This window comes from Citrobacter sp. UYEF32 (assembly GCF_040546205.1).
GTDB classification, from domain to species: Bacteria; Pseudomonadota; Gammaproteobacteria; order Enterobacterales; family Enterobacteriaceae; genus Phytobacter; species Phytobacter diazotrophicus.
On the sequence record NZ_JBEPNI010000001.1, the window covers coordinates 641924 to 667728 of the forward strand.

General features: G+C 52.8%; 23 protein-coding genes. 8 read left to right on the top strand and 15 right to left on the bottom strand.

The genetic code is table 11. The features are described from left to right. Positions 1 to 101 precede the first annotated feature (101 nt). The 3 genes from ABIB59_RS03240 (at position 102) to ABIB59_RS03250 (ending at position 4247) form a co-directional block, all read left to right on the top strand. Complete coding sequence (locus tag ABIB59_RS03240; RefSeq protein WP_041852032.1) at positions 102 to 986, top strand: SDR family oxidoreductase; 885 nt, start codon at positions 102 to 104, stop codon at positions 984 to 986. Positions 987 to 1206: 220 nt separating this feature from the next. Beyond that, positions 1207 to 2322: a fimbrial protein gene (locus ABIB59_RS03245; protein ID WP_334748734.1), complete on the top strand. Its 1116-nt coding sequence runs from the start codon at positions 1207 to 1209 to the stop codon at positions 2320 to 2322. A gap of 119 nt (positions 2323 to 2441) precedes the next feature. Then, positions 2442 to 4247: a glycoside hydrolase family 15 protein gene (locus tag ABIB59_RS03250; protein ID WP_354033997.1), complete on the top strand. Its 1806-nt coding sequence runs from the start codon at positions 2442 to 2444 to the stop codon at positions 4245 to 4247. A gap of 126 nt (positions 4248 to 4373) precedes the next feature. Here the strand turns inward: ABIB59_RS03250 and ABIB59_RS03255 are convergent, their stop codons facing one another. The 9 genes from ABIB59_RS03255 to ABIB59_RS03295 all read right to left on the bottom strand — a co-directional run bounded on the left by ABIB59_RS03255 (position 4374) and on the right by ABIB59_RS03295 (position 13586). Next, positions 4374 to 4904: a GNAT family N-acetyltransferase gene (locus tag ABIB59_RS03255; protein WP_079496291.1), complete on the bottom strand. Its 531-nt coding sequence runs from the start codon at positions 4902 to 4904 to the stop codon at positions 4374 to 4376. Positions 4905 to 4907: 3 nt separating this feature from the next. Then, positions 4908 to 5177, bottom strand: a complete 270-nt coding sequence (locus ABIB59_RS03260) for a type II toxin-antitoxin system TacA family antitoxin (protein WP_079496290.1) — start codon at positions 5175 to 5177, stop codon at positions 4908 to 4910. Between the two features lie 208 nt (positions 5178 to 5385). Then, positions 5386 to 6396 (bottom strand): galactose/methyl galactoside ABC transporter permease MglC, encoded by a 1011-nt coding sequence (gene mglC / locus ABIB59_RS03265; RefSeq protein WP_039079977.1) that lies wholly within the window; start codon positions 6394 to 6396, stop codon positions 5386 to 5388. A gap of 15 nt (positions 6397 to 6411) precedes the next feature. Next, the gene (mglA, locus tag ABIB59_RS03270; RefSeq protein WP_039079976.1) at positions 6412 to 7932 is read right to left on the bottom strand and encodes a galactose/methyl galactoside ABC transporter ATP-binding protein MglA; all 1521 of its coding nucleotides are present in this window, start codon (positions 7930 to 7932) and stop codon (positions 6412 to 6414) included. 84 nt (positions 7933 to 8016) lie between these two features. Beyond that, complete coding sequence (mglB, locus tag ABIB59_RS03275) at positions 8017 to 9015, bottom strand: galactose/glucose ABC transporter substrate-binding protein MglB (RefSeq protein WP_039079975.1); 999 nt, start codon at positions 9013 to 9015, stop codon at positions 8017 to 8019. Positions 9016 to 9306: 291 nt separating this feature from the next. After that, positions 9307 to 10332, bottom strand: a complete 1026-nt coding sequence (gene galS, locus ABIB59_RS03280; RefSeq protein WP_079496289.1) for an HTH-type transcriptional regulator GalS — start codon at positions 10330 to 10332, stop codon at positions 9307 to 9309. Positions 10333 to 10486: 154 nt separating this feature from the next. Next, on the bottom strand, positions 10487 to 11647 hold the full coding sequence (gene yeiB / locus ABIB59_RS03285) for a DUF418 domain-containing protein YeiB (protein WP_079496288.1): 1161 nt from the start codon (positions 11645 to 11647) through the stop codon (positions 10487 to 10489). A gap of 21 nt (positions 11648 to 11668) precedes the next feature. Further along, entirely contained in the window at positions 11669 to 12334 is a 666-nt protein-coding gene (gene folE / locus ABIB59_RS03290; protein ID WP_039079972.1) for a GTP cyclohydrolase I FolE, read from the bottom strand. A 124-nt stretch (positions 12335 to 12458) separates the two neighbouring features. Continuing rightward, a complete protein-coding gene (locus ABIB59_RS03295) occupies positions 12459 to 13586 on the bottom strand; it encodes a YbfB/YjiJ family MFS transporter (RefSeq protein ID WP_071195760.1) in 1128 nt (375 codons plus the stop codon). A 149-nt stretch (positions 13587 to 13735) separates the two neighbouring features. Between ABIB59_RS03295 and fghA the strand changes: the two genes are divergently transcribed. Both fghA and ABIB59_RS03305 read left to right on the top strand, forming a co-directional pair. After that, positions 13736 to 14572, top strand: a complete 837-nt coding sequence (fghA, locus tag ABIB59_RS03300; protein WP_039079971.1) for an S-formylglutathione hydrolase — start codon at positions 13736 to 13738, stop codon at positions 14570 to 14572. Positions 14573 to 14820: 248 nt separating this feature from the next. Beyond that, a complete protein-coding gene (locus ABIB59_RS03305; protein WP_039079984.1) occupies positions 14821 to 16806 on the top strand; it encodes a ligand-gated channel protein in 1986 nt (661 codons plus the stop codon). 71 nt (positions 16807 to 16877) lie between these two features. On the opposite strand, the gene ABIB59_RS03310 is transcribed toward ABIB59_RS03305, so the two are convergent. The 6 genes from ABIB59_RS03310 to yieE form a co-directional block, all read right to left on the bottom strand. After that, positions 16878 to 18347: an amino acid permease gene (locus ABIB59_RS03310; RefSeq protein ID WP_354034002.1), complete on the bottom strand. Its 1470-nt coding sequence runs from the start codon at positions 18345 to 18347 to the stop codon at positions 16878 to 16880. 242 nt (positions 18348 to 18589) lie between these two features. Next, on the bottom strand, positions 18590 to 19327 hold the full coding sequence (locus ABIB59_RS03315; RefSeq protein ID WP_039079968.1) for an amino acid ABC transporter ATP-binding protein: 738 nt from the start codon (positions 19325 to 19327) through the stop codon (positions 18590 to 18592). Continuing rightward, a complete protein-coding gene (locus ABIB59_RS03320; RefSeq protein WP_354034005.1) occupies positions 19308 to 19964 on the bottom strand; it encodes an amino acid ABC transporter permease in 657 nt (218 codons plus the stop codon). Before ABIB59_RS03320 ends, ABIB59_RS03315 begins: the two co-directional genes overlap by 20 nt. Next, positions 19964 to 20629 (bottom strand): amino acid ABC transporter permease, encoded by a 666-nt coding sequence (locus ABIB59_RS03325; protein WP_039079966.1) that lies wholly within the window; start codon positions 20627 to 20629, stop codon positions 19964 to 19966. Before ABIB59_RS03325 ends, ABIB59_RS03320 begins: the two co-directional genes overlap by 1 nt. 9 nt (positions 20630 to 20638) lie before the next feature. Then, positions 20639 to 21424, bottom strand: coding sequence for a transporter substrate-binding domain-containing protein (locus ABIB59_RS03330; RefSeq protein WP_039079965.1), 786 nt, complete (start codon positions 21422 to 21424; stop codon positions 20639 to 20641). A 177-nt stretch (positions 21425 to 21601) separates the two neighbouring features. Next, entirely contained in the window at positions 21602 to 22468 is an 867-nt protein-coding gene (gene yieE, locus ABIB59_RS03335) for a DNA-binding transcriptional regulator YeiE (RefSeq protein WP_039079964.1), read from the bottom strand. A 120-nt stretch (positions 22469 to 22588) separates the two neighbouring features. Between yieE and ABIB59_RS03340 the strand changes: the two genes are divergently transcribed. The 3 genes from ABIB59_RS03340 (at position 22589) to ABIB59_RS03350 (ending at position 25783) form a co-directional block, all read left to right on the top strand. Next, entirely contained in the window at positions 22589 to 23641 is a 1053-nt protein-coding gene (locus ABIB59_RS03340) for a YeiH family protein (protein ID WP_354034008.1), read from the top strand. Positions 23642 to 23824: 183 nt separating this feature from the next. Then, positions 23825 to 24682 carry a deoxyribonuclease IV gene (gene nfo / locus ABIB59_RS03345; protein WP_079496282.1) on the top strand — a complete coding sequence of 286 codons (858 nt, stop codon included), beginning with the start codon at positions 23825 to 23827 and terminating at the stop codon, positions 24680 to 24682. Then, positions 24683 to 25783: a sugar kinase gene (locus ABIB59_RS03350; RefSeq protein WP_103245453.1), complete on the top strand. Its 1101-nt coding sequence runs from the start codon at positions 24683 to 24685 to the stop codon at positions 25781 to 25783. It begins immediately after the preceding gene. Positions 25784 to 25805 lie beyond the last annotated feature (22 nt).

Genomic DNA, 25805 nt, shown 5'->3' on the forward strand with positions numbered 1-25805 from the left:
TATAAAAATTAAAAAAAACGTTTCGTTATTTCTGTTCTGATAGCGCGAATGAATATTAAGGTCTACCTTAAAATTCTGGTTTACAAAAGAGGAAAATAATTATGTCACCTGCGGATAAGAAACATCTTCATTACCCACGGCCTCCTTTTCCGGCGCAGCCACAGCAGCCGCCAGGGTTGGCTTCCGAGATGAAACCTATTCCCGATCATGGGGAAACAAGTTATATCGGATCGGGAAGGCTGGCAGGTAAACGCGCATTAATTACCGGTGGTGATTCAGGTATCGGCCGTGCCGTTGCTATCGCTTTTGCCCGTGAAGGGGCAGACGTGGCGATTAATTATTTACCTGAGGAGCAATCCGATGCCGAAGCGGTGATCGCCTTAATCACCGCGGAAGGACGAAAAGCAGTCGCGTTACCTGGCGATGTCCGCGACGAAGCATTTTGCCAGCAACTCGTCGCAAGCGCCGTCCGGGAACTGGGAGGATTGGAGATTCTGGTCAACAATGCCGGACGCCAACAGTACTGCGAATCCATTGAGGATCTCACCACCGAAGCCTTTGATGCCACCTTCAAAACGAATGTGTATGCGCCGTTCTGGATAACCAAAGCAGCCATCCCTCATTTGCAGGAAGGAGCGGTGATTATCAATACCACCTCGGTTCAGGCTTATCAGCCCAGCCCTATTCTGCTGGACTACGCGCAGACAAAAGCCTGTGGGGTCGCATTTACCAAAGCGCTGGCGCAGCAACTTGGCTCAAAAGGTATTCGCGTCAACGCCGTTGCGCCAGGGCCATACTGGACCGTGCTGCAATCAAGCGGCGGTCAACCCGAGGAAAAAGTGAAACAATTTGGTGCATCCGCGCCGCTTGGCCGCCCGGGCCAACCCGTGGAAATTGCCCCCTTGTATGTGCTCTTTGCCTCCGATGAGAGTTCCTATTCCTCTGGTCAGGTCTGGTGTTCTGACGGCGGAACCGGGACGCTGTAACTTATCCGGGCAGGTTTCGGCCTGCCCGTATTCCAGCTATATGTATTAATAAAGTGGTAACGAAGTAATATTTCGCGACTGTTTTCTTATTGCATATTCCATTAATATTTGGTCTTATCGTAGATAAGAATTTTCCCACCAAGATATAATTTCTAATCCTCGCGAGCGTTGCGTTTTATCCTGCTTAATTAGTCAGGCACTGAATTTAAGGGATGAAGTGATGTATCATAAAGGAAAATTAATTCTATCCGTTTTGCTGTTATGCCTATTTAGCGCTAATGCTATAGCAGCCTGTGCATTTGCCCCCACCGCTGATTATCCAGCCAATAGTATCAAAAAAATGACCGTCCCACTGGCCATCAGCTCGATTTCTGTTCCGCCGGGAACCGCGGTGGGTGCAACGGTGTATCGCCAGCGTATAACCATTAGATCCGGTGCCGATAAATTGCGGATTGGCTGTGACAAGGACGGATTATTTGTTTATAAACGTGAATATAAAACTTTACCAATGGGAGAAACGTCAACTGGCTCGAAGATCTATAAAACGGGTATCAATGGGCTTGGTATCGTTTTCTTGAATGCAGCAGATAAAGCTAAGTTTCCTACCATCACCCCCACAACAGGATGTACAGACGCTAGAAATTGCTATATGTCATCGGCCACAGGGCTATGGGGTGCCGACTCATTTTTTCAATTGGTCAAAACCGCGGATTCGGTCACCGGGGGAACGATTTCGGCGTCAAATCTTCCTACTGCGTTATATAGCTTGGGGCAGGAAGGCAGCATGGTCGGGATATACGAGATCAATATCAGCGGCAGTCTGAAGGTGACAACACCCACCTGCAATATCACCACGGGCAGCCAGTCAATGACGGTGAAGATGGGGTCATACCATACTTCCGATTTTTCGGGCCCTGGCACAGGCACCGCGTGGAAAGATGCCAGTATACACCTTAACAACTGTGGCTGGTTTTACGGTAACACTACAACGTCCGTTGCCACCTTCAATGGTACGGAAAATGTGCCAGTTAAAGCATTAACCAGTAATGCAGCAGATATTACCCTTACCCCACTCGACGGCAAACTCAATGCTGCCGAAGGCATTATGTCTATTGCCAGCGGCACATCTGCTGCCACCGGCATAGGCATTCAGCTTTCTCGCAGCGAAGCGGACAGCGGTAAAATTAACCTCGATTCTGCATACTCTTACAGCTTGCCCAACGATGGTTCGAGCACTATTACCGTGCCTCTTTACGCCCGTTATATACAAACTGAAAACACCATCACTGGAGGCAATGCCATCGGTAAACTGGAGTACACCATCAGCTATCATTAATCAGCCTGATGAAAAGACAGGTAATTCCCCGGCGATCCTGTTATTCCTGGTTACGCTTAATCCTGATGCTCAATTTCATGGCGGCACGTTAGCGCCATAGCTGAAAGCCAGGAGAAAAGATGAAGAACGAGTCATACTCTCATCCGCCGCGTCATGATGGCTATGCGGGACTGGGCGATTACGCCGCCATTGGCGATGGCCGCTCGGTGGCGTTAATCGCCCCCGACGGCGCAATTGACTGGTGGTGCGCCCCCAATATGGACTCCCCGCCGCTCTTTGATCGCATTCTGGACGCCGCCAGCGGCGGTTATTTTCAGATTGAGCCCACCGGCGATTATCGTGTTGATCGCCGCTACCGGGAAAACAGCAATGTGCTGGAAACCTTCTATGAGACAGCATCCGGTAGCGTGGTGTTGACCGAATCCCTCAACAGCAATTACGCCGGACGCCTGCCCTGGTGTGAACTGGCAAGACGTATTGAAGGCATTAAAGGCGAAGTTGAACTGCGGGTGATATTTGTGCCGGGTACAGCGGCCTGTACCCGCTCTCCCTGGATTCAGGACACAGACAAAGGCCAGGTTATCCATATTGGCGATTTAATGGCGATGCTGCGGACATCTAGTGATGTCACCGTCACCCATTTCGACGACCACGCGATAGAGGGAACCTTTGTCGCCCACGAAGGTGTGCGTTCACTGGTGGCGTTGCTGGTCAGCCATAAAGAGCCGCTCGCCGTACCCTCTCTTGAAAAAATTGACGGCCATATTGATATCTCCGACCACGTCTGGCAGTTATGGTGCGAAAGCCTGACCTATAAAGGTATGTTCCCTGAGCACGTGACACGTTCGGCGCTGGCGCTAAAGTTCCTGCTCTATTCCCCGACCGGCGCTCTGGCGGCGGCACCGACCACATCGCTGCCGGAAGGCATCGGCGGCGAGAAAAACTATGACTACCGTTACGCCTGGACGCGAGATGCCTGCATGATCATCCGTGCTTTTACCGTTATCGGTGCGCTGGAGGAGTGCAAGGCGGCCTTCTCGTGGCTTACCAACACCATCATGCGCCATGACGGCAAAGTCCGTGTTTGTTATACCCTTGATGGTGGTATCGTTCCGGCGGAAAGCTACCCGCCATTAAGCGGCTATAAGAACTCACACCCGGTGCGCATAGGCAACAACGCACGTGACCAGCAACAACTCAGTATGTATGGCGATCTGCTGGCTACCGCTCTGCTGTTTGTCCGCGCCGGACACGTCCTGGATCTCACCACCGCCCGGCTGCTCGCCTCGCTGGCGAATACCTGCGCCGATATCTGGAAGCAGGCGGACTCCGGCATCTGGGAACTGCACGATCTACAACACTATACTCACTCTAAAATCACCTGCTGGATAACACTGGATATTGCCGCCCATCTGGCGCGCGAGGGGCATCTGGAGGCAACCTGGGTGGCCCGTTGGGATCGCGAAAAAGCGCGTATTCAGGCGTGGGTCGAGGCGCATTGCTGGTCGGAGAAAAAGCAAGCGTATACCTTTTATGCCGGTAGCGATCGGCTCGACGCCTCGCTCTGTCTTGCCTGGCATTATGGTAAGCACTGTAATCCGCAGCGCATGCGTTCAACCCTCAACGCCATTATGGACGAACTGGGGCATGGCGAACCCATGCTCTATCGCTACAGCGGTGTCGAGCAGGAGGAGAGCACCTTTGTCGCCTGTTCGTTCTGGATGGTGGAGGCGCTGGCGGAGATGGGAGATAAACCCCGCGCCCGGCACTGTATGGACACCATTCTTGAGACGCTCTGCGATAAGGGCAATGTGGAGACGTTTAATGAGATGTTCGATGTGCGCAGCGGCGAATGGCGCGGCAACGTGCCGCAAGGGTTGAGCCATCTGGCACTGATTTGCGCCGCCGATGCGCTATCAAAATAGTGGTGGCGGAAATTCCCGGATGCGGTATTAACGCCTTGTCCGGGCTACAATGGCTAATATGGAATCATCCATATAACTCACAAAAAACTGAAAAGGATTATCAGCATTATTTTTAAGAGGGAATGTTTATATTGATTCGTCGGCAAATAGCATTTCTATGGCACGTGTTGGATAGAAAAGTGAATGCGTATTGTTGCCAACCAACGCGATAAAACCGAGCTTAAGATAAAATTGCTTCGCTTTATCATTAAGAGCATCAACAAAGATCCCATGAATTCCGACAGCCTGCGAAGCGAGGTAAGTGACTTTCATCGCATGGGCAACAAGTATTGCCCCCCACTCTTTACCCTGTAAATCTTTATGGATGGCCAGACGACCAAGGGTAACACTGGGCACGTTAGTGTAAGGGACTTTTTTCTGTTGCGTCCGTGAAGGAAGCGCTTCTTTTTCAAAACAACTACCGGACAATGTGTAATAACCAACAACTTTCGGTTTTGGATCCGGAGTCGTCAGCAAATAGGCGCGCAAAATGCGCCCGCGATGTTGTCGGGCGAGGTGATCGGTGAGGAAAGTATTCAGCGTGGTTTCACCGCAATCGAATCCTGAGAGGTCGTATTCAACCTCTTCTGAAAAAATCGAGATAGTCAGCTCAGCCACCTCTCACTCCATGTCACGTAGACGCTTTGTCGCTTGTTTGAGTTTCTCATTCGGTTGAGGAGGACAACTGATAGCATCCATCACCAAATTCCATGATTCTTCATCGAGTATCAGACGACGATGCTGCTCAATGACTTCTGCTGCCCGCTGCGAGGCACTCGAGACCATAAACTGTGTAATGGTCTGATTAGACAGTGCCGCCGCTTCTTCGATGATGGTCTTATCATCATCAGTGAGACGGAGGTCGATACGCTGTTTTTTGAGTGCTGGCATGATGTACTCCTGATAGCTCGATGCTGGCAGCCAGCATTTATTACGTTTTTAATGCCATTGGCATAAATGCAGACTTGAGTATATGTACGGATATAAACCGTACATATACTATAAAGTGCAACTTCTGTACTTTCAATAAAAAACCCCATCAATATATTGATGGGGTTTTCTCAAACACCGGCGGTAACACCCGCCGGACAAGCGCAAATTATTTCTTACGCGCGTATTTCAGGGAGTCCAGCGCCACCGCGAAGATGATGATGCCGCCCTTAATGATATACTGCCAGTACGGGTTGATACCGATATAGGTCAGACCGTAGTTGATAACGGTGAAGATGATTACACCGGTCACCACGCCCAGAACCGTACCTACCCCGCCGCTAAAGGAGACGCCGCCAACCACACACGCTGCGATAGCATCAAGTTCGTACATAAAGCCGAGGTTGTTGGTTGCCGAGCCGATACGACCGGCTTCCAGCATCCCACCGAACGCATAGAACACACCAGACAGGGCATAGATCATCAGCAGGTTCAGCGCAACGTTAACACCAGACACTTTCGCCGCTTCCGGGTTACCACCGATAGCGAAAATGTTTTTGCCAAAGCGCGTTTTGTTCCACAACACCCAAACGAAGGCGACGGCAATCAGCGCATAGAAAGTGATGTAGGACAGGCGGAAAGAGCCTAACGCGATGAAGCCCTGAGTGAAAGTGGAGAAACCGCTGTCAAAGCCGGAAATCGGCGATGCACCCACGAAGTCGTAGTACAGGGAGTTGATACCGTACACGATGATCATGGTACCCAATGTGGTGATAAAAGGCGTCACGTTGAGGTAAGCGATGATAATACCGTTCACCAGGCCGATGACCGCACCGATCACACAGACAATGCCGATGACCGCGATGATCGGCATCGTGTGCATTTCCGGGAACACTTTGTTGACGTTTTCCATCGACTGCAACAAGGTCGCCGCCACTACGGCCGCCAGGCCCACCTGGCGCCCTGCGGACAGGTCAGTACCCTGTGTCACAATCAGCCCGGCTACGCCCAGTGCGATGATAATACGCACGGAAGACTGGGTCAGAATGTTACTTAAGTTCAGCAGACTTAAGAACGTAGGATCCTGGAAAATAATAATCGCCAGTAACACTAAAAGAACAACGTAAATACCGCCGTCTTTCAGATAAGTGAGAAAAGTTTTTTTATTTAACGCACTCATGAGGAGCCCCTGATCTTAAAGGTGCAAAGACGCAAGACGGAGTATTTCGTTTTGCGTTGTCGTTTTAGTGTCAACAATTCCGGCAACGAGACCATTGCTCATAACCAGAATACGGTCAGTGATACCCAACAATTCAGGCATTTCAGAGGAGATAATAATAATCCCCTTGTTTTTCTTCGCCAGCTCCGCAATCAGCTGATATATCTCGAACTTCGCCCCAACGTCAATACCACGAGTGGGTTCGTCAAGCATTAAGATTTCTGGTTGGGTTAACAACCAGCGACCAATAATCACTTTCTGTTGGTTACCACCGGAAAGCGATCCAATTTGGGTACGGTGGCCGGGTGTTTTCACGCGCATGGAGTCAATAACCCATTGGGTATCGCTTTTCATACGGGAATTATCCAGCAGACCGACTTTATTTTTATAGTTCTGAATATTGGAAATAAGCGAGTTAAATCCGATATCCAGGTAAGCGTAAATCCCGGTAGAGCGACGCTCTTCGGTAACCAGTGCGAAACCATTATTGATGGCTTCATTCGCATTGTGGTTATTAATATTTTTGCCGTGTAGCTTAATTGTACCCGTGGCTTTTTCACGAATACCAAATAATGTTTCTACGATATCGGTACGCTTCGCACCAACCAGACCAGCAATACCAAGAATCTCACCTTTACGCAGATCAAAGGAGATATCGCGGATTGACGGCTGACGCAATGAGGTCAGATTACGTACTTCGAGAATCGTCTCACCCGGCGTGTTCTGGCGATCCGGGAAACGTTGGTTGAGCGAACGCCCCACCATCATCGCAATGATCTTGTCCATATCCAGCCCTTCGAGCGGCTGGGTCGCAATCCACTGACCATCACGCAGGATCGTAATTTCATCGCACAGTTGGAAGATTTCTTCCATCTTATGGGAAATATAAACAATACCGCAGCCGCGATCTTTCAGCTTACGGATAATTTTGAAAAGATGATTAACTTCTTTTTCGGTCAGCGAAGAAGTTGGTTCGTCCATGATGACAATTTTGGCATCGTATGAGAACGCTTTTGCAATTTCGATCATCTGCATTTGCGAAACAGATAATGTACCGACACGCGCACGCGGATCAATATCAATATCCAGCTCATCAAAGATGGCTTTTGTATCACGGTACATTTTGTCCTGATCGACAAACACGCCTTTGGTTGGGTAGCGACCTAACCACATGTTGTCCATTACAGAACGCTGCAACACCAGGTTAAGTTCCTGGTGAACCATTGAGATACCATTTTCCAGCGCTTCTTTAGCAGAATGGAAATCGATTTCTTTTCCCTGAAAAAGAATGCTACCGGAATCTTTCTGGTATATCCCAAAAAGGCATTTTAATAATGTCGATTTACCGGCGCCATTTTCACCCATTAATGCATGGATTGAGTGCGGACGCACTTTTAAATTAACATTATCGAGAGCCTTTACCCCTGGAAAAGACTTGTTGATATTGCTCATTTCCAACAAGAATTCACCGGACGACTGAGTATTATTGCTGACCATAATTGTACCTTGTTGGCCTGGCATATCGTATTATAAGGGCGCAACTATTATTGTTGCGCCCGGTGAGAACATGCTTAAAACGAATTATTTACCGATGAACTGAGACAGATTGCCCTGATCTACACCAACGTAAGGAATACGAACAATTTTGTTCTCAATTTTCCAGTTGGTGCCGTCAGCTGCGCCTTTACCATCTGCCAGGTTTTTCGCCAGATCGAAGGTTGCTTTCGCCTGGTTGTTGGCATCGTTCAGCACGGTACCGGCCATTGCGCCAGATTTAACCAGTGCCAGTGCTTCTGGCAGCGCATCCACGCCGAATACCGGGATGGAAGATTTGTTGTGCGCTTTCAGCGCTTCAACCGCACCCATCGCCATCGCATCGTTGTTCGCGATCACGACTTCAATTTTGTTGGCGTTCGGGCCGGACAGCCATGCGTCCATTTTGTCTTTCGCCTGAGCGGTATCCCACATTGCGGTATCTAACTGCAGTTGCTCAGTTTTGATGCCTTTGTCATTCAGCTCTTTGATAACGTAAGTGGTACGTGCTTCAGCATCCGGGTGACCTGGTTCGCCTTTCAGCAGAACGTACTGAATTTGACCGTCTTTGTTCAGATCCCAGTTTTTATTGTCAGCCCAGTGTTTGGCAATCAGGTCGCCCTGAATGATGCCGGATTCTTTGGAGTCGGTACCCACATAATAAGCTTTGTCGTAACTATCCAGCGCTTTGCGAGAAGGCTCTTTGTTGAAGAACACAACCGGAATGTTCTGACCACGTGCTTTTTCGATAACGGTGCCTGCAGCAGCCGGGTCAACCAGGTTGATTGCCAGGGCTTTAACGCCTTTCGCCAGCAGAACGTCAATCTGGTCGTTCTGTTTGGACTGGTCGTTCTGGGAGTCGTTCATCAGCAGCTGTACGCCAGAAGCTTCTTTGGCGTCTTTCTCGATGGCTTTACGGACAACTGACATGAAGTTGTCGTCATATTTATAGATGGTCACACCAATACGGGTATCAGCTGCATGTGCGGCTGCGCCAAAAAGCATGCTTGCCATAACAGCAGACAGAGTCAACACCTTCTTATTCATGGTATCTCCGGTTTTTTTATGCAGGGTAGTTCATGCGAATAATGGTCGGCGGGGCAGCAAGTTAATGAAACGTTACTGTTCGCCGAAGTTCACTCAAAAAATTCGTTCTTCCGTGTTCGGTAACGCTCCAATAATGCGCTTTCTTCGATGCTTCAGGCTGAATGACTCAGTGAAAATGAATAATCACCGTTACATCGTGTTTCAGCTTCTAAAACGCTGACATCATAGTCACCGCCTTGTTAAGATACTGTGAATTTACTCACAGATTGAAAACGGTTACATCAACAAACATCATAAGTTAGTGATCGTTGCCACAGATTGACGTGAAGCGACAGAATGACGGCGTACCAGCGTTGGCATAAAGCAGTGCGTAGCCTCAGGATCGAGCTTGCCCGCAGCCCCCATCAGCGCCAGTTCCGTAGCCAGACGGGCCATTGACGCAATGGGGTAACGCACCGTCGTCAATTGCGGATCGGTATAACGGGCAATCGGGATATCATCGAAACCAATGAGAGAAAGATGCGGTGGCACCGCAATGCCATTATCTTTCAGCGCCGTTAACGCCCCGGCGGCCATGCTGTCGTTATAGGCAAACACCGCCGTAAGCTGCTGATTGCGGCTCAGGAGTTCCACCATAGCCGCTTCCCCGCCCTGCATATCCGGTGAACCCATACCCACCCAGGCATCCGGCGCGGCAATGCCCTGCTCCGCAAGCGCTTTAACCCAGCCCTCACGGCGCATGTCGTTATCTTCAATCTGATGGCTGGAGGCGAGATAGCCTATGCGTTGATGTCCGTGATTAAGCAGCATGCGGGTGGCCATCACCGCACCGCTGACGTTATCGAGTGAGACACAACGGTGGATGTAACCCGGCACCACGCGATTGATCACCACCATGCCAGGGATCTGTTCCATAAACCCGGCGAGTTCTTCATCGCTTAGCGCTTTTGAATGAACAATCAATGCGTTACATCGTTGACGTATTAGCACCTCAATAGCGTGGCGCTCTTTTTCCGCTTCGTGGTAACTGTTGCCGATGAGCACATATTTCTGATGCTGCTGCGCCACGGTATCCACCGCTTTCACCAGCGCGCCAAAGAAGGCGTCGGAGACGTCCATCACCACCACACCGATGGTGTCGCTGATCTGCGTGGCCAGTGCCTGTGCGTTGGCATTCGGGCGATAGCCCAGTTGCGCCACCGCCTTCATCACAGCCTCCCGCGTTTCCTGACTGACCAGCGCACTGTTATTCAGCACACGGGAAACCGTCGCGACGGAAACGCCTGCCTGACGGGCCACATCACGAATGGTGATCATATTGACCAACCTTTATGTTGATTACGGCAGCTCACAGATACCCCCTGTTTAGCAAGGAGGCTATTCTCTCAGTCGGCGAGAGGTTGCTGCGTGAGTGGCATCACATCAATGGAAACGGTTACATCCATTTTGTTAATGATTGTGATCCAGATCGTTATCTGGATGTGCGCGGCAATGATGTCCCCGCAGCACGCGCGGTTAATTGCCGCCACAACCACTCCATCGGCCCCTGACGGAACTGGCGCAGCCAGAGAACAGAGAAGAGAATATTGACGGCCCAGACCGGTGGGACGAAAGCCAGCAGTTGCAAGCGATCAAACTTCATCACCAGGCCGAAACGATAAAACAGCGTGGTACAAATGAGCGTTTGCAGCAGGTAATTGCTCAGTGCCATCCGCCCAACGCGGGCCACAGCATTAACCAGTCTCCAGTGGCACAGTTGCGGCCAGAAACCAAAGATAAGCGCGGTATAACCCAGCACCTGTATGGGTGCGCCCAGCTCACGCGGCGCTTGCAGGATAAACGCGCACCAGCGATATGCCCAGTCAAGTTGCCATTGGGCAATAATAGCCGGCAGGTTTATCGCTACGCCAAGCGCTATCAAAAAGCATCCCGTACGGCGATAGTGCCCCAGGCTGAACTGCCCTTTCAGCCAGCCGCTACGCATCAGCGCTGCGCCCAGCAACATCAGCCCGGCCAACTCCCAGCCATACTGCGCCCCCAGCGCCAGCAGACCGCTGGAGAGCATATCAGCACGATTACTGATGGCCTCCATCACGCTGCCCGTTGTTTTCCACCAGACTTCATACTGGATATTGGCCGGTCCAGGTAGCCATGAACGGTTGGGCGCGCTACCGGAGATAACCCCCAGCAACAGCAACACCACAATGCCAATCAAATACAGCGCCAGCCCGGTGTTAAACAACGCTTTTACACTTTGCGCATCGCGAATCATGCGCCAACTGATAAGCCCAATCAGCCCATAAGCCAGCAAAATATCGCCATCCCAGAAGACCAGCGCATGAATAAAACCCAGCAGCACCAGTAACGTTAAGCGTGACTGGATCCAGCGCTTGCCGCGTGGCAAGAGCATTTGCAGGCCCGCGCCAAAGAGAAGCGCAAACAGGGAGAGGAATTTCACCTGCGCAAACAGGTCGAGCAGCGCCCATGTCCAGGCATCGCTTAAGGTGATGCTGCCAGCCCAGGCGGGATTAAGATAGGCCGCCTTTGGCAGTCCAAAAGCGGTGATATTCAGGAGCAGGATACCGAGAATGGCAATGCCACGAACAAAATCCAGCGTGACATTTCTCTCCATGTATCCAGCTCTCCGGGCTAATTAGTTATGGTGACGTACTGCGCGCAGGAACTCCTGGCGAGTATTCTGGCTGGACTTAAACAGCCCGCCCAGTGACGTCGTGGTAGTGGCGCTGGTAGCATCACGAATGCCACGTGCTTTCACACAGTAATGTACCGCGTCAATGGACACCGCCACATTATTGGTACCCAGCAGCGTTTGCAGCGCCGTCAGGATCTGCTGCGTCAAACGTTCCTGCACCTGTGGACGTTGGGCAAAGAACTGCACAATACGGTTAATTTTCGACAGACCAATCACCGACTCTTTGGGAATATAAGCGACGGTCGCTTTCCCATCGATAGTGACAAAGTGGTGTTCACAGGTGCTGGTCAGCGTAATATCACGCACCGTCACCATCTCATCCACTTTCATTTTATTTTCGATGACGGTAATTTTCGGGAAATTGGCATAATCCAGTCCCGAGAAAATTTCATCAACGTACATTTTGGCGATGCGATGTGGAGTTTCCATCAGGCTGTCATCATTCAGATCGAGATTAAGGAGCTGCATAATCTCGGTCATATGACCGGCTATCAGGCGTTTACGGGTTTCGTTATCCATGTCGACAGGCGGGCGCAACGGGGTTTCAAGGCCACGGGCAACCAGGGCCTCATGAACGAGAGCCGCTTCTTTACTGAGTGATGACATTTTTTATTCTCCTGCAGGTGTGGCATCTTCGCCGTGCGACGGGCGAAGCGAGCAATCATTGTGCGTGAGGTCGCGCACAGAATCCAGTATTCACGGTGATAATTAATGAAATTGCTCGTACCTTTCACGCCGAACGTTTCCAGACCAAAATCCCGCCGAGCAGCAGCGCCAGCCCGGCCAGCACTAGTGCGGGTTCCAGCCGCTGCGTAAGCCAGGTGGAGAGCGCAGACGTCATCGGCCCAATCAATTGCCCGACGGCATAGCCGGTGGTGAGCAAACCCGCCATATACCGGGTATGATTCGGCGCCAGTTCGCGGCCATACAGCAGCGATAACTGCACCGCACACAGAAAACCCCCGCCGACCAATAGCGCGCCCATGACCAGTCCCCCTATCCCCGGCAATACGCAAGAGGCCACCACACCCAACCCTTGTAGCCACAGCACAATCGCCAGCCGCTGATGGCTATGGCCCACATGACGCAGGGCAATACTCAGCCCAATCCCGACAACTGCGGCAGCACCAAATACTGGCCAGACAAACTGCGCAAAGAGGCTACCGGGAAAGCGCAGCGCCGCCATTTGCGAAAGAAAGGTCGCAGGTAAGATGTAGCCAAACCCCGCCAGGCTATAGCTCCAGACCAGTCGTTTCAGATCCGTTGTCAAATGCAGCGGTTCTGGCTGAACGCCGGAACGATGTAACTGACCCGGATGCGGCAAATAGCGGGCGATCAATACCACCAGCACCAGAGCCAGTACGCCGTAGACCTGCCAGGCTGCCGTTGAGGAGAGCGCGCGCGACTGAATAACCACCGCCAGCAGGCCGCTCAGGGCGATGCCCGCCCCCGGCCCGGCAAATACGGCGGCACTCAAACCCGGACGGGCGTAATGCGCCAGACGCTCGTTCGTCCAGGCTGCGGTAAGCACCATCGCCCAGCCGCTCATCGCACCAATCACCAGACGCAGCGCGCCGTGTGCAATGGCGTTATCCGCCAGCGCCGAAAGAAAGGTCAGCGCAACAGCCCCCGCAACGCCAAGATACAGACGCATCTCGATATGTTTACTGGCGCGCATCGCATCCCACGCTCCCAGTAAATAACCGAGATAATTCATCGCGGCGACCAGTCCGGCACTGGTTAACGTCAGTTGTCCATCGCGAATCATCAGCGGCACCTGGGGCGTGAAGGCAAAGCGCCCTATTCCCATTGCCACCACCAGTACGATAAAGCCACAGAGCGCAATGCGTAGCGCCATGAAAACCTCTGACGTTAAAAAAAAGTAAAATTTATGATGCATTATGATGCAGCGAGGTGAAAGTGAAAGTTACTCACAGACGCATGAATTATCTGTATTATGAGTGATCGTCACGCTTTAACTGTTAACAAATAATCAAGGAGCCTTGCATGGAATTGCTTGAAGAGCACCGCTGTTTTGAGGGGCGCCAACAACGCTGGCGGCACGACTCCACCGTGCTGAATTGCACCATGACATTCAGCATTTTTTTACCGCCCACGAAGACAACAACACCCCCTCCGGTGCTGTACTGGCTGTCGGGCCTGACCTGTACCGATGAAAACTTCACCACCAAAGCCGGCGCGCAACGCGTTGCGGCTGAGCTGGGGATTGTTCTGGTAATGCCGGATACCAGTCCGCGCGGCGATGACGTTGCCGACGCCGATGGCTATGATCTGGGCAAAGGCGCGGGCTTTTATCTCAACGCCACCGAACAACCGTGGGCGGCGCATTACCGCATGTATGACTATCTGCGCGATGAACTGCCCGCGTTGATTCAATCACAATTTACCGTCAGCGAACGTTGCGCCATCAGCGGTCATTCGATGGGTGGCCACGGCGCACTGATCATGGCACTGAAAAACCCGGGGCGCTTTACCAGCGTTTCTGCGTTTGCGCCGATTGTAAACCCGGCACAGGTCCCCTGGGGACAGAAAGCCTTTAGCGCTTATCTGGGCAACGACATCTCAACCTGGCAGGCCTGGGATAGCTGCGCGCTGATGCTGGCCAGTCAAAATAAAGATGCGATCCCGACGCTTATCGATCAGGGCGATGCCGATCAATTCCTCGCAGAACAGCTACAGCCCGCCCGTCTGGCTGAGGCCGCCCGCCAGACCGGCTGGCCGCTCACGCTTCGTGTTCAGCCTGGTTATGATCACAGCTATTACTTTATGGCCTCGTTTATTGAAGACCACCTGCGTTTCCACGCGCAATATCTGCTGAAATAATCACCGGAGGGCGATGCCCTCCTCTTTACGATTCCTTACATTTTCCGCTATCCCGCTGAAAAAACTAGATTTCCCCTCATCAAAAAAAACAAATGCAAATAATTTCAATTATCAGTTGTATTTACATAAATTCTCTTTTTATCCACAATCCTTCCGCTTCTCCATCACCAGAGTTCTTAAAAGACAAACACTTATAGTCTTCATGGTATTGCCCGATGGAGCTTTATTCATTTAAACGGAATGACAAAATGACTTTACCTCGCGCTAAATTGCTGGCAGTTGCCGTCTGCGCTGCCACCTTCCCCCCGGCACTCCTTGCGGCTGGAGAAGACACCGTCGTCGTCTCCGCTACCGGGTTTGAACAGAAAATCCAGAACGCCCCGGCTTCTATTTCGGTTATTTCTAAACAGCAGCTTGAAGATAAAGCGTACCGGGATGTCACCGACGCGTTGAAAGATGTTCCGGGTGTGGTGGTGACCGGCGGTGGCAGCAGCAGTGATATCAGCATTCGCGGCATGGCTTCGCAATACACCCTCTTTTTGGTCGATGGCAAACGAATCAGCACACGCGGTACGCGCCCCAACAGTGATAACGCCGGTATCGAACAGGGCTGGCTGCCGCCACTGGAATCCATTGAGCGTATTGAAGTGATCCGCGGCCCGATGTCATCACTGTACGGTTCTGACGCAATGGGCGGTGTGATTAACGTCATCACCAAAAAAGTATCCAATACCAAAGGCTGGACGGGCTCTGTGCATGGCGATGCCACTTTCCAGGAAAACAGTGATTCCGGCGATCTCTTCCAGACCAACGCTTCCGCTTCCGGCCCACTGATTGACGGGCTACTGGGCGCGAAAGTGAGCGGGCTATTATCCCGTCGCGCGGAAGATAAAATCCTCAACGGCTATAACGAGCAGCGCCTGCGCAACGGTGGCGTGACGTTCAATTTCACCCCGGATGATAAAAACGATTTCGACCTGGATATTGCCCGCGAGTTGCAGGATCGCAACAGTACGCCAGGTATGTCTTCGGCAGCGGAGACCTGCCGTGGCAACGTTTGTACGCCCAACAGCAAAAGTGACAGCCGCTACGAGCACACCACTTACTCGTTAACCCACAGCGGTTATTACAGCGACTTCAACACATCCAGCTACATTCAGCAGGAAGAGACCAATAACCCGGGTCGCCAGATGAAGTCGTATAACACCATCGTCAACAACCAGAACCAGATCTTCCTTGGCAGCCATACCATGACGGTCGGCGGGCAGTATCGCTATGAGAAACTGCGCGATAACGGCAATCAACTGGAAGCGGCGGACGGGCTGAATAAACTCACCCGCTGGAGCTGGGCGTTATTTGCAGAAGATGAATGGGCGGTGCTCGACAGCGTGACGCTGACTGGCGGCCTGCGCATGGACAAAGATGAAAACTACGGCACCAACTGGACACCGCGCGGCTACGGCGTGTGGCATCTGACCGACCAGTGGACGATTAAAGGCGGCGTGTCGGCAGGTTATCGCGCCCCGGATCTGCGTCAGTCTTCCGCAAGCTGGGGACAGGCGACAGGCGGTGGCCGCATGAATGGCATGATTGTCGGCAACCCCGACCTGAAACCGGAAAAAAGCCTGAGCGAAGAAATCGCCCTGCTGTGGGATAACAATGACACCCTCAACGCGGGCATTACGCTGTTCAACACCGACTTCAAGGATAAAATCACCGAAGTACGTCGGTGCAACAGCAGCGCCGATCCGGCCTGTACGATCGGCAGCGTCAGTTACGATTTTGTCAGCGATCGCGTTAACGTTGATAAAGCCAATATGCGCGGCGTTGAATCCACCTTCGGCTGGAACATCACGCGCGACCTTAACCTGACGGCCAACTACACCTTTACCGAGTCAGAACAGAAAAGCGGTCAGTTCTCCGGCAAGCCGCTTAACAAAATGCCGAAACACATGATCAACACCACGCTGGACTGGCAGGCCACGCAGGATGTGGGTCTTTGGGGTCGCCTGAACTTCCGTGGCAAAACCTCGGAATACTTAAGCCGCACCTCAATGTCGCAGGGTACGCCATCTTACAGTCAGGTGGATGTGGGTCTGCGTTACAACGCGAATAAGAATTTGCTGGTCTCCGCCGGGATTTACAACGTGCTGGATAAGCAGATTGATTACGACACCTATGACACGGTCCTTGATGGCCGCCGTTATACCGTTGGCTTAACCTATAACTTCTGATAACGCTTAACAAAAAACGCCCCGGTAATTTGCCGGGGCGTTTTTATTGGTCATCGCAGAACAACTGCCGGTTATTTCTTAAAGCGCTCCGGGAACACCATATCTTTGTAGCTTACAAAGTGGGTGCCTTTCGACAGTTTGTAACCAAACCAGATGATCAGGAACAGTGGAATACCAATATAGGTTGCCGCTACGGCGCCCCAGTCAATGGTATCCGCCAGGAAGGCCTGATAGTTCTGGCCCAGGGTGATGATCAGGCACAGCAGAAAAGCGAAGATCGGCCCCAGCGGGAAGAAACCTGAACGGTACGGCAGGTTGTTCAGATCGTGCCCCTGCATGACATAACCACGACGGAAGCGGTAATGGCTGATAGCAATACCCAACCAGGCGATAAAACCGGTCATGCCGGAGGTGTTCAGCAGCCACAGGTAAACAGTCTGGTTGCCAAACATCGACGTCAGGAAGCACAGACCCGCAATCACGGTGGTGGCATACAAGGCGTTACGCGGCACGCCGCCTTTCGACAGTTTAGCGAAAATGCGCGGCGCTTTGCCATCGCAGGCCAGGGTGTAAAGCATGCGGGTAGACGCGTACATACCGGAGTTACCCGCCGACAGTACCGCCGTGAGGATAACGGCATTCATTACCGCTGCCGCAGACAACAGACCCGCATGTTCAAATACCAGGGTGAACGGGCTGACGCTGATGTCTTTCACATCATTACGCAGCAGGCTCGGATCGGTATAAGGAATGATCAGGCTGATGACCAGAATAGCGAACACATAGAACAGCAGAATACGCCAGAACACCTGACGCACCGCGCGCGGAATATTTTTCTCCGGATCTTCGGACTCACCTGCCGCAATACCAATCAGCTCGGTACCCTGGAAGGAGAAGCCGACAATCATCGCCACGCCAATCATCGCCGATAGCCCGCCCGCAAAGGGTGCGTCGCCTACCTGCCAGTTGCTCCAGCCAGCCGGCTGGTCGCCTTTGAAAATACCGACGATCATCAGTACGCCAACGACGATAAAGATGATAACGGTGGTCACTTTGATAAGCGAAAACCAGTATTCCGCTTCGCCAAAGCCTTTAACGGAGATGTAGTTGAGCAGGAAGATCACGCACAGGAATACGGCGCTCCAGATCCAGCCGGGCGTATCCGGGAACCACCAGGTCATCACCAGTTGCGAAGCCACCAGGTCAACGGCGATGGTCACCGCCCAGTTGTACCAATAGTTCCAGCCCAGCGCGAAGCCAAAGCCTTCTTCAACGTATTGCTGACCGTAAGTCGCGAAGGAGCCGGACACTGGCATATACGCCGCCAGCTCGCCAAGGCTGGTCATCAGGAAATAGACCATCAGACCAATAAGAATATAGGAGAACAGCGCGCCGCCCGGGCCCGCCTGAGAAATCGTCGCCCCTGATGCGACAAACAACCCTGTACCGATTGATCCGCCAATGGCGATCATCGTCAGGTGACGCGCCTTGAGTTCACGGCGAAGCGTGGGCGCTTGTGTGGTTTTAGTTTCGGAAACCATAAGAAAATGCTATCCATCTAAAAAATGAGGCGCGATTGTAGCAAACGAAAGGGCATCCTTCCGGCACAATCAACGTTTTATTAGAGACCTTCATGATCGTCAGTGGATTATAAGTAAAGCAGTGGAATCGACATCTGGCGAGCGAGGGGGAAAAGAGGCTGAAAGCTCACGCAGAGCGGCGTAACTGCAACCTCCCCTCTCCTTTTGGAGAGAGGGCCAGGTGAGGGGAAAAACGCAAAGACTTAATTCAGTCCACGCACTGAGGCGATAAATTGCTGCAACTCCGGGGTACGCGGCTGGCTAAAGAACGACTTACTTTCGCCCTGCTCCCATACTTTTCCCTGATGCATAAACACCACCCGGTCGCCCACTTCGCGGGCAAAACTCATCTCGTGGGTCACCAGAATCAGGGTCATCCCTTCGGCGGCAAGCTGTTCCAGCACACGTAACACCTCGCCCACCAGCTCCGGATCCAGCGCCGAAGTTATCTCATCGCAGAGCAATACTTTGGGTTTCATCGCCAGCGCACGGGCAATCGCCACGCGCTGCTGCTGCCCGCCTGACAAATTCGACGGGTAATAATCGATGCGCTCACCGAGACCGACCTTCTCCAGCATCTCAATCGCCAGCTTGCGGCACTCATCCGCCGGTAATTTCAGCACCCGACGCGGTGCCAGCATCACGTTCTCCAGCGCGGTCATGTGTGGAAACAGGTTAAAACTCTGAAACACCATCCCCACCGAGCGACTGATTTCCCGCGCCTGCGACTCCCGGTCGGTTACCGTCATCCCACCGAGTTTAATACTGCCGTCCTGGTAGCCCTCAAGCCCATTCATGCAGCGTAACAAGGTGCTTTTCCCGGAACCGCTGCGCCCGATGATCGACACCACTTCGCCCATTTCGATATCCAGGCTTACGCCTTTGAGCACATGGTTCTCGCCATAGTATTTTTGCACGTCATTAATGGTGATGAGCGGCATGGAATTTCTTCTCCAGATAACGGCTGTAACGCGACAGCGGGTAACACATCAGGAAATAGCCCAGGGCAACCAGGCCAAACACTTTAAAAGGGGCGAAGGTGACATTATTCAGCATGGTGCCCGCTTTGGTCAGTTCGACAAAGCCGATGATCGAGGCCAACGCCGTCCCTTTAATCACCTGTACGGAAAAGCCGACCGTCGGGGCAATGGCAATACGAATAGCCTGTGGCGCAATCACCCGAAACAGTGTCTGACCAAAACTCAACCCCAGACAGCGACAGGCCTCCCACTGCCCTTTCGGCAACGCCTTAATACTGCCGTACCAGATATCCAGCAGGAACGCGCTGGTAAAGAGCGTCAGCGCCAGCGTTGCCGCCGTCCACGGGCTAACATCAATACCGAACAAGGCAATACCGAAGAAAGCCAGAAAGAGCTGCATCAGTAGCGGGGTGCCCTGAAAAAGCGCGGCATAGGCGCTGATCAGACATTTCGGCCAGTGCCAGCGGCTGATACGTAATACCAGCAGCGGCAATGTCACCAGCGTGCCGCAGATAAACGCGATCAGCGACAACAGCAAGGTCCAGCGCGCCGCCAGCAACAGGTTGCGCAGAATATCCCAGTCGGTAAATGTACTCATCAACTCTCGCTCCCCAACCACTTCCGTCCCGCCGCCATCAAAACCTGACGCATCAACAGTGAAAGCGCCAGATACAGCAATGTGGTGACCAGATAAACTTCAAAACTTAAAAACGTACGCGACTGGATCAGGTTTGCCGCAAACGTCAGCTCTTCATAGGACACCTGCGAGACCACCGACGATCCGAGCATTACGATAATGCACTGGCTGACCAGGGCCGGATAAATACGCCGCAGCGACGGCGGCAGGATCACGCGAATAAAGGTCTGCGTTTTCGTTAGCCCCAGCACACGCGCCGCTTCCCACTGTCCTTTTGGCGCCACCTGGATCCCGGCGCGGATAATCTCCGTACTGTAAGCCCCAAGGTTAACCAGCATGGCGATTAACGCCGCCTCGCCTGCCGTTAATTTCAGCCCCAGACCAGGCAGACCGAAAACGATAAAAAAGAGCTGCACCACGAACGGCGTATTACGAATAAGCTCGACATACGCGCCCCAGATATGGCTCGCCAGCGTGGGCTTGCCGCTACGCAGCGCCGCGCCCAGGATGCCAAGAGACACGCCGCCGATGGTTGCCAGAATGGTTAAGGTTACCGTGGTCCAAAGCCCCGCGAGTAGCTGCGGCCAGAACGGCCACAGCGCGGCAAAATCAAGCGTTGTCGTCATGCCAGACCCTTACACGCCCAGGGTGGCGGGCAGCGGCGCCTGCATCCATTTCTGCGAGAAGTTGTTGAGCGTGCCGTCTTTCAGTGCCTGTTCAATCAGCTTGTCCACTTCGGCTTTCAGCGCAGGCTCATTTTTCTTAAGCCCGATAAAGCAGGGGGAATCTTTAAGCATAAATTTGCTGACCGGCGCTTTTTCCGGGTTCTGGCGGGCAATCGCAGCCACCACCACATTACCCGTCGCCATATACTGCACCTGGCCGGAAAGATAAGCAGAGATGGTGGTGTTGTTATCTTCGTAGCGTTTGACCTCGGCATCTTTCGGGGCCAGATCGCTTAATACCATGTCTTCCACCGCCCCACGGGTGACGCCGACCGACTTACCGCTCAGCGCGGCAGCGTCTGCCAGAGTGGCGTCTTTCGGTCCAAATACGCCGAGGAAGAACGGGGCATAGGCGCGGCTAAAGTCGATCACTTTTTCGCGCTCCGCATTCTTACCGAGGCTGGAGATGACCAGATCAACTTTATTGGTTTGCAGATAAGGGACGCGGTTAGCGCTGGTTACCGGCACCAGTTCTACCTTCACTTTCATCTCTTTGGCCAGATACTCCGCCATGTCGATATCGTAGCCCTGCGGCTTGAGATCGGTTCCCACGGAGCCAAACGGCGGGAAGTCCTGCGGTACCGCCACGCGTAGCACGCCGCGCTTTTGAATATCCTGGAGCTGATCGGCCATCGCCTGCCCTGCACAGGACACTATTAATGCCGCACCCGCTGCTGCCATCATCCACTTCTTCATTCTCGTCACCTCATCGCTCATGAAACAAAAGATTCTTTGAATCACTTTTTGCAACTAATGTGCCAACGAGATAAAAACGCGAGCGGGCCCGCTATAGCGGCAGTTAAGCGGTCATAAAGAGGAGATAAAGCAGGCAGTCGCACACCAGAATGGTGCAACTGCCTGTTACTGGTGCAATCAAATGTCGCAATAACGCAAAAAGCGATTCAGTGCACTGGAAAGATGCTTTTGACGGTGGTGAATGCGCCACAGGGTGCGTACCAGGCGAGGCAAGGGAACAGGGACTTCGACCAACGAACCCGCTTCAAGCTGTTCGGCGATCACGCGCCGCGACAGGCAACTGATGCCAAGCCCGTGGCGCACGGCATGTTTGATAGCTTCTGAATTGCCAAGCTCCATGCCGAGATGAAACTCAGGCAGATGGGACAGCAGCAGATAATCGACAATCTCACGGGTACCGGAGCCGCGCTCACGCAGGATCCACGGCGCAGCGGCCAGGCGCGCCAGCGTGACCTCCCCTTGCAACAACGGTGAGTCTGGCGGCGCGAACACCACCAGTTCATCCTCAAGCCAGGGTTCAGCGATGATCTCAGCCGTATGGCAAGGCCCTTCAATCAGACCTATATCGACACGAAAATCGGCCACCGCATTGATAACGTCCTGGCTGTTGCCCACGCTCATATCCAGCGGCAACTGGGGAAAATCCCGTCGATAGTGGGCAATGATCTCCGGCAGGATGTAATTGCCAATCGTACTGCTGGCGTACACGCGAATTGCGCCATTTTCTTCACGAAACAGTTGCTCAATTTCCGTCGCCTGCTCCAGCAGCGCCAGCGCCCTGGGATAGAGCAAACGGCCATGCTCATTCACCACCAGCCGTTTACCGACGCGATCGAAAAGCTGAACGCTGAGTTGACCTTCGAGGTCGGTCAGCGCAGCACTGACCGCCGACTGCGATAAAGACAGCATTTGCGAAGCCTGGGTCGTGGAACCGCTCTTGAGCACCTCGGCGAAAACTTCGAGCTGCCGTAATGTGATATGCATAAATTTTCACCGTCGGGGTAAGGGTTACTTACCACTTATAAAGATTAATTATAAATATATAATCAATTTTACCTTTAAGCCAGAGCGCCGTAACCTTTTACCCGGAGAAAGGAGAAGGTTATGACTGAAATCACACATCATGTTCCACGCAAGAACTACGTCGCGTTGTTCGCACCGGGTTTGTTACTCAGTGCGGTCATTGCCGGGCTGGCATTGTGGCTGGGTAATATTCCTTCGGTCGCGGGTGCAGGCTTTAGCGCGCTAACGCTGGCTATCTTATTTGGTATTGTCGCAGGCAACACACTTTACCCGCGCATCCACGCTCACTGTGATGCGGGCGTATTATGGTCAAAACAGTATTTGTTGCGACTCGGTATTATTCTTTATGGCTTGCGCCTGACATTTTCGCAAATTGCTGAGGTAGGCGTCAGCGGCATCGCTATCGATGTGTTGATGCTCTCCAGCACCTTTATGCTGGCCTGTTTACTCGGTCAAAAGGTCTTTGGGCTGGACAGAAAAACCAGTTGGCTGATTGGTGCAGGCAGCAGTATTTGCGGCGCTGCCGCCGTGCTGGCAACCGAACCGGTGGTCAAAACGGAGTCCAGCAAAGTCGCCGTTGCCGTCGCCACCGTGGTGATTTACGGAACGCTGGCCATTTTTATCTACCCGGCCATGTATCCGCTGCTGGCGCACTGGTTCACCCCGGAAGCGTACGGCATTTATATGGGTTCAACCATGCATGAAGTGGCGCAGGTGGTGGCCGCAGGCCATGCCGTCAGCCCGGATGCCGAGAATGCGGCGGTCATTGCCAAAATGCTGCGCGTGATGATGCTGGCACCGTTCCTGATCCTGCTTGCTTCGCGGGTTAAACAACTCTCCCCGGCGGCAGACGGCGAAAAAAGCAAGATTACCATTCCGTGGTTTGCGGTGTTGTTTATCCTGGTGGCCGTATTTAACTCGTTCCATCTGCTGCCAAAAGGTGTGGTTGATGTCCTGATTACCGTTGATACCGTTTTGCTGGCGATGGCGATGGCCGCACTGGGATTAACCACCCATATCAGCGCACTGAAAAAGGCAGGAGCGAAGCCGCTACTGATGGCGCTGGCGCTGTTTGTCTGGCTGATTGTCGGTGGCGGTGCAATTAACCTGCTGGTGCACCATGTGATGGCATAAAACCTTACGTCTGTTCCCTGTTAACCCGCTATTATTGGAAAATATTTCTTTAATTACGCAACATCCTTCGCGTTGCATCAAGGCGGCAAATGAAAGCATCCCCGGCGCGGGGTGAGTGAATGAAGCCAACAACGATGCAGCGTGAAGGATGACGCGTATTGCGGGTTTAACAGGAGTCTTTACATGAAATACATCGGAGCGCATGTCAGCGCCGCCGGCGGTCTGGCCAATGCCGCCATTCGCGCAGCAGAAATCGAAGCCACTGCGTTTGCCCTGTTCACAAAAAATCAGCGTCAATGGCGTGCCGCGCCGCTCACCAGCGAGACGATTGATGAATTCAAAGCCGCCTGCGAAAAATACCACTATCAGCCGGGACAAATTCTGCCCCACGACAGTTATCTGATTAATCTGGGTCACCCGGTTGAAGAGGCGCTGGAGAAATCCCGCGATGCCTTTCTCGATGAAGTGCAACGCTGCGAACAACTTGGGCTGACGCTGCTGAACTTCCACCCCGGAAGCCATCTGATGCAAATCGATGAAGATAAGTGCCTGGCGCGCATTGCCGAATCCATTAACATTGTGCTCGCACAAACCAAAGGCGTCACGGCGGTTATCGAAAACACCGCAGGCCAGGGCAGCAACCTCGGCTTTCGCTTTGAGCATCTGGCCGCCATTATCGATGGTGTCGAAGACAAATCCCGCGTCGGCGTGTGTATCGATACCTGCCATGCATTTGCCGCCGGGTACGACCTGCGCACCACTGAAAGCACCGCGAAAGTGTTCGCCGAATTTGAACGCGTAGTGGGGTTCAACTACCTGCGCGGTATGCACCTCAACGATGCCAAAAGCGCATTCGGCAGCCGTGTCGACCGCCATCACAGCCTGGGCGAAGGCAATATTGGTCATGATGCCTTCCGCTGGATCATGCAAGACGATCGCTTCGACGGTATTCCGATGATTCTGGAAACCATCAACCCGGACATCTGGGCAGAAGAGATTGCCTGGCTGAAAGCCCAACAAAATGAAGAGGCCGTGGCGTAAATGAACGACAGGGAAAAACAGATATTACAAATCCTGCGCAGCAACCCACTTATTCAGCAAAATGAGATAGGCGATATTTTACAAATCAGCCGTTCACGCGTCGCCGCCCATATTATGGATTTGATGCGTAAAGGGCTTATTAAAGGCAAAGGCTACATTCTGACCGAGCAGGATTACTGCGTCGTGTTTGGCGCCATTAATATGGATATTCGCGGCGTGGCGGATATCCATTACCCGCAGTCCGCCTCCAACCCCGGTAACATCCAGTGCTCCGCAGGCGGCGTAGGGCGTAATGTTGCCCATAACCTCGCCCTGCTGGGCCGCGATGTGCACCTTATCTCTGCCGTGGGGGATGATTTTTACGGCGAAACGTTACTGGAACAGACCCGGCAGGCCGGGGTGAACGTGCAAAGCTGTATTCGTCTGCACGGGCACAACACCTCTACCTATCTGTCGGTTGCCAATCAGCAGGAAGAGACAGTACTGGCCATCAACGATACCCATATTCTGCAGCAATTGACACCGCAGTTGCTCAACGCCTCACGCGATCTGGTGATGCATGCGGGTGTGGTGCTCGCCGATTGCAACCTGACCGAAGAGGCATTGCAGTGGGTCTTCACCATGGCGGGGAATATTCCGGTCTTCGTCGATACGGTTTCCGAGTTCAAAGCCGATAAGATTCGCCCCTGGCTGTCACGCATTCACACGCTGAAACCCACGTTACAAGAGCTGCAAATCTTATGGGGTCAGCCGATTCGTCGTGAAGCAGACAAAATTACGGCGGTGAATTCACTCCATGAACAAGGGGTGCAACGCATCTTCGTGTATCTGGACGATGATTCCGTGTTCTGCTCTAAACGTGATGGCGAGCAACTTCTGCTGACCTCGCCGGATCACACCTTCACCGACCGCTTCGGGGCCGATGACGGATTTATGGCGGGGCTGTTATATAGCTTCCTGGAAGGGGGAGATTTTACGGAGAGCGCCCATTTTGCCATGGCCTGTGCGGCGATTTCCCGCGCCAGCGTGAGCATCAACAACCCTGCCCTCTCAGCAGAAAATGCGATGGCGTTACTCAATACAAGCAAAGCTGAAGCGTAAGAATGCACGCCAGTGACACTGG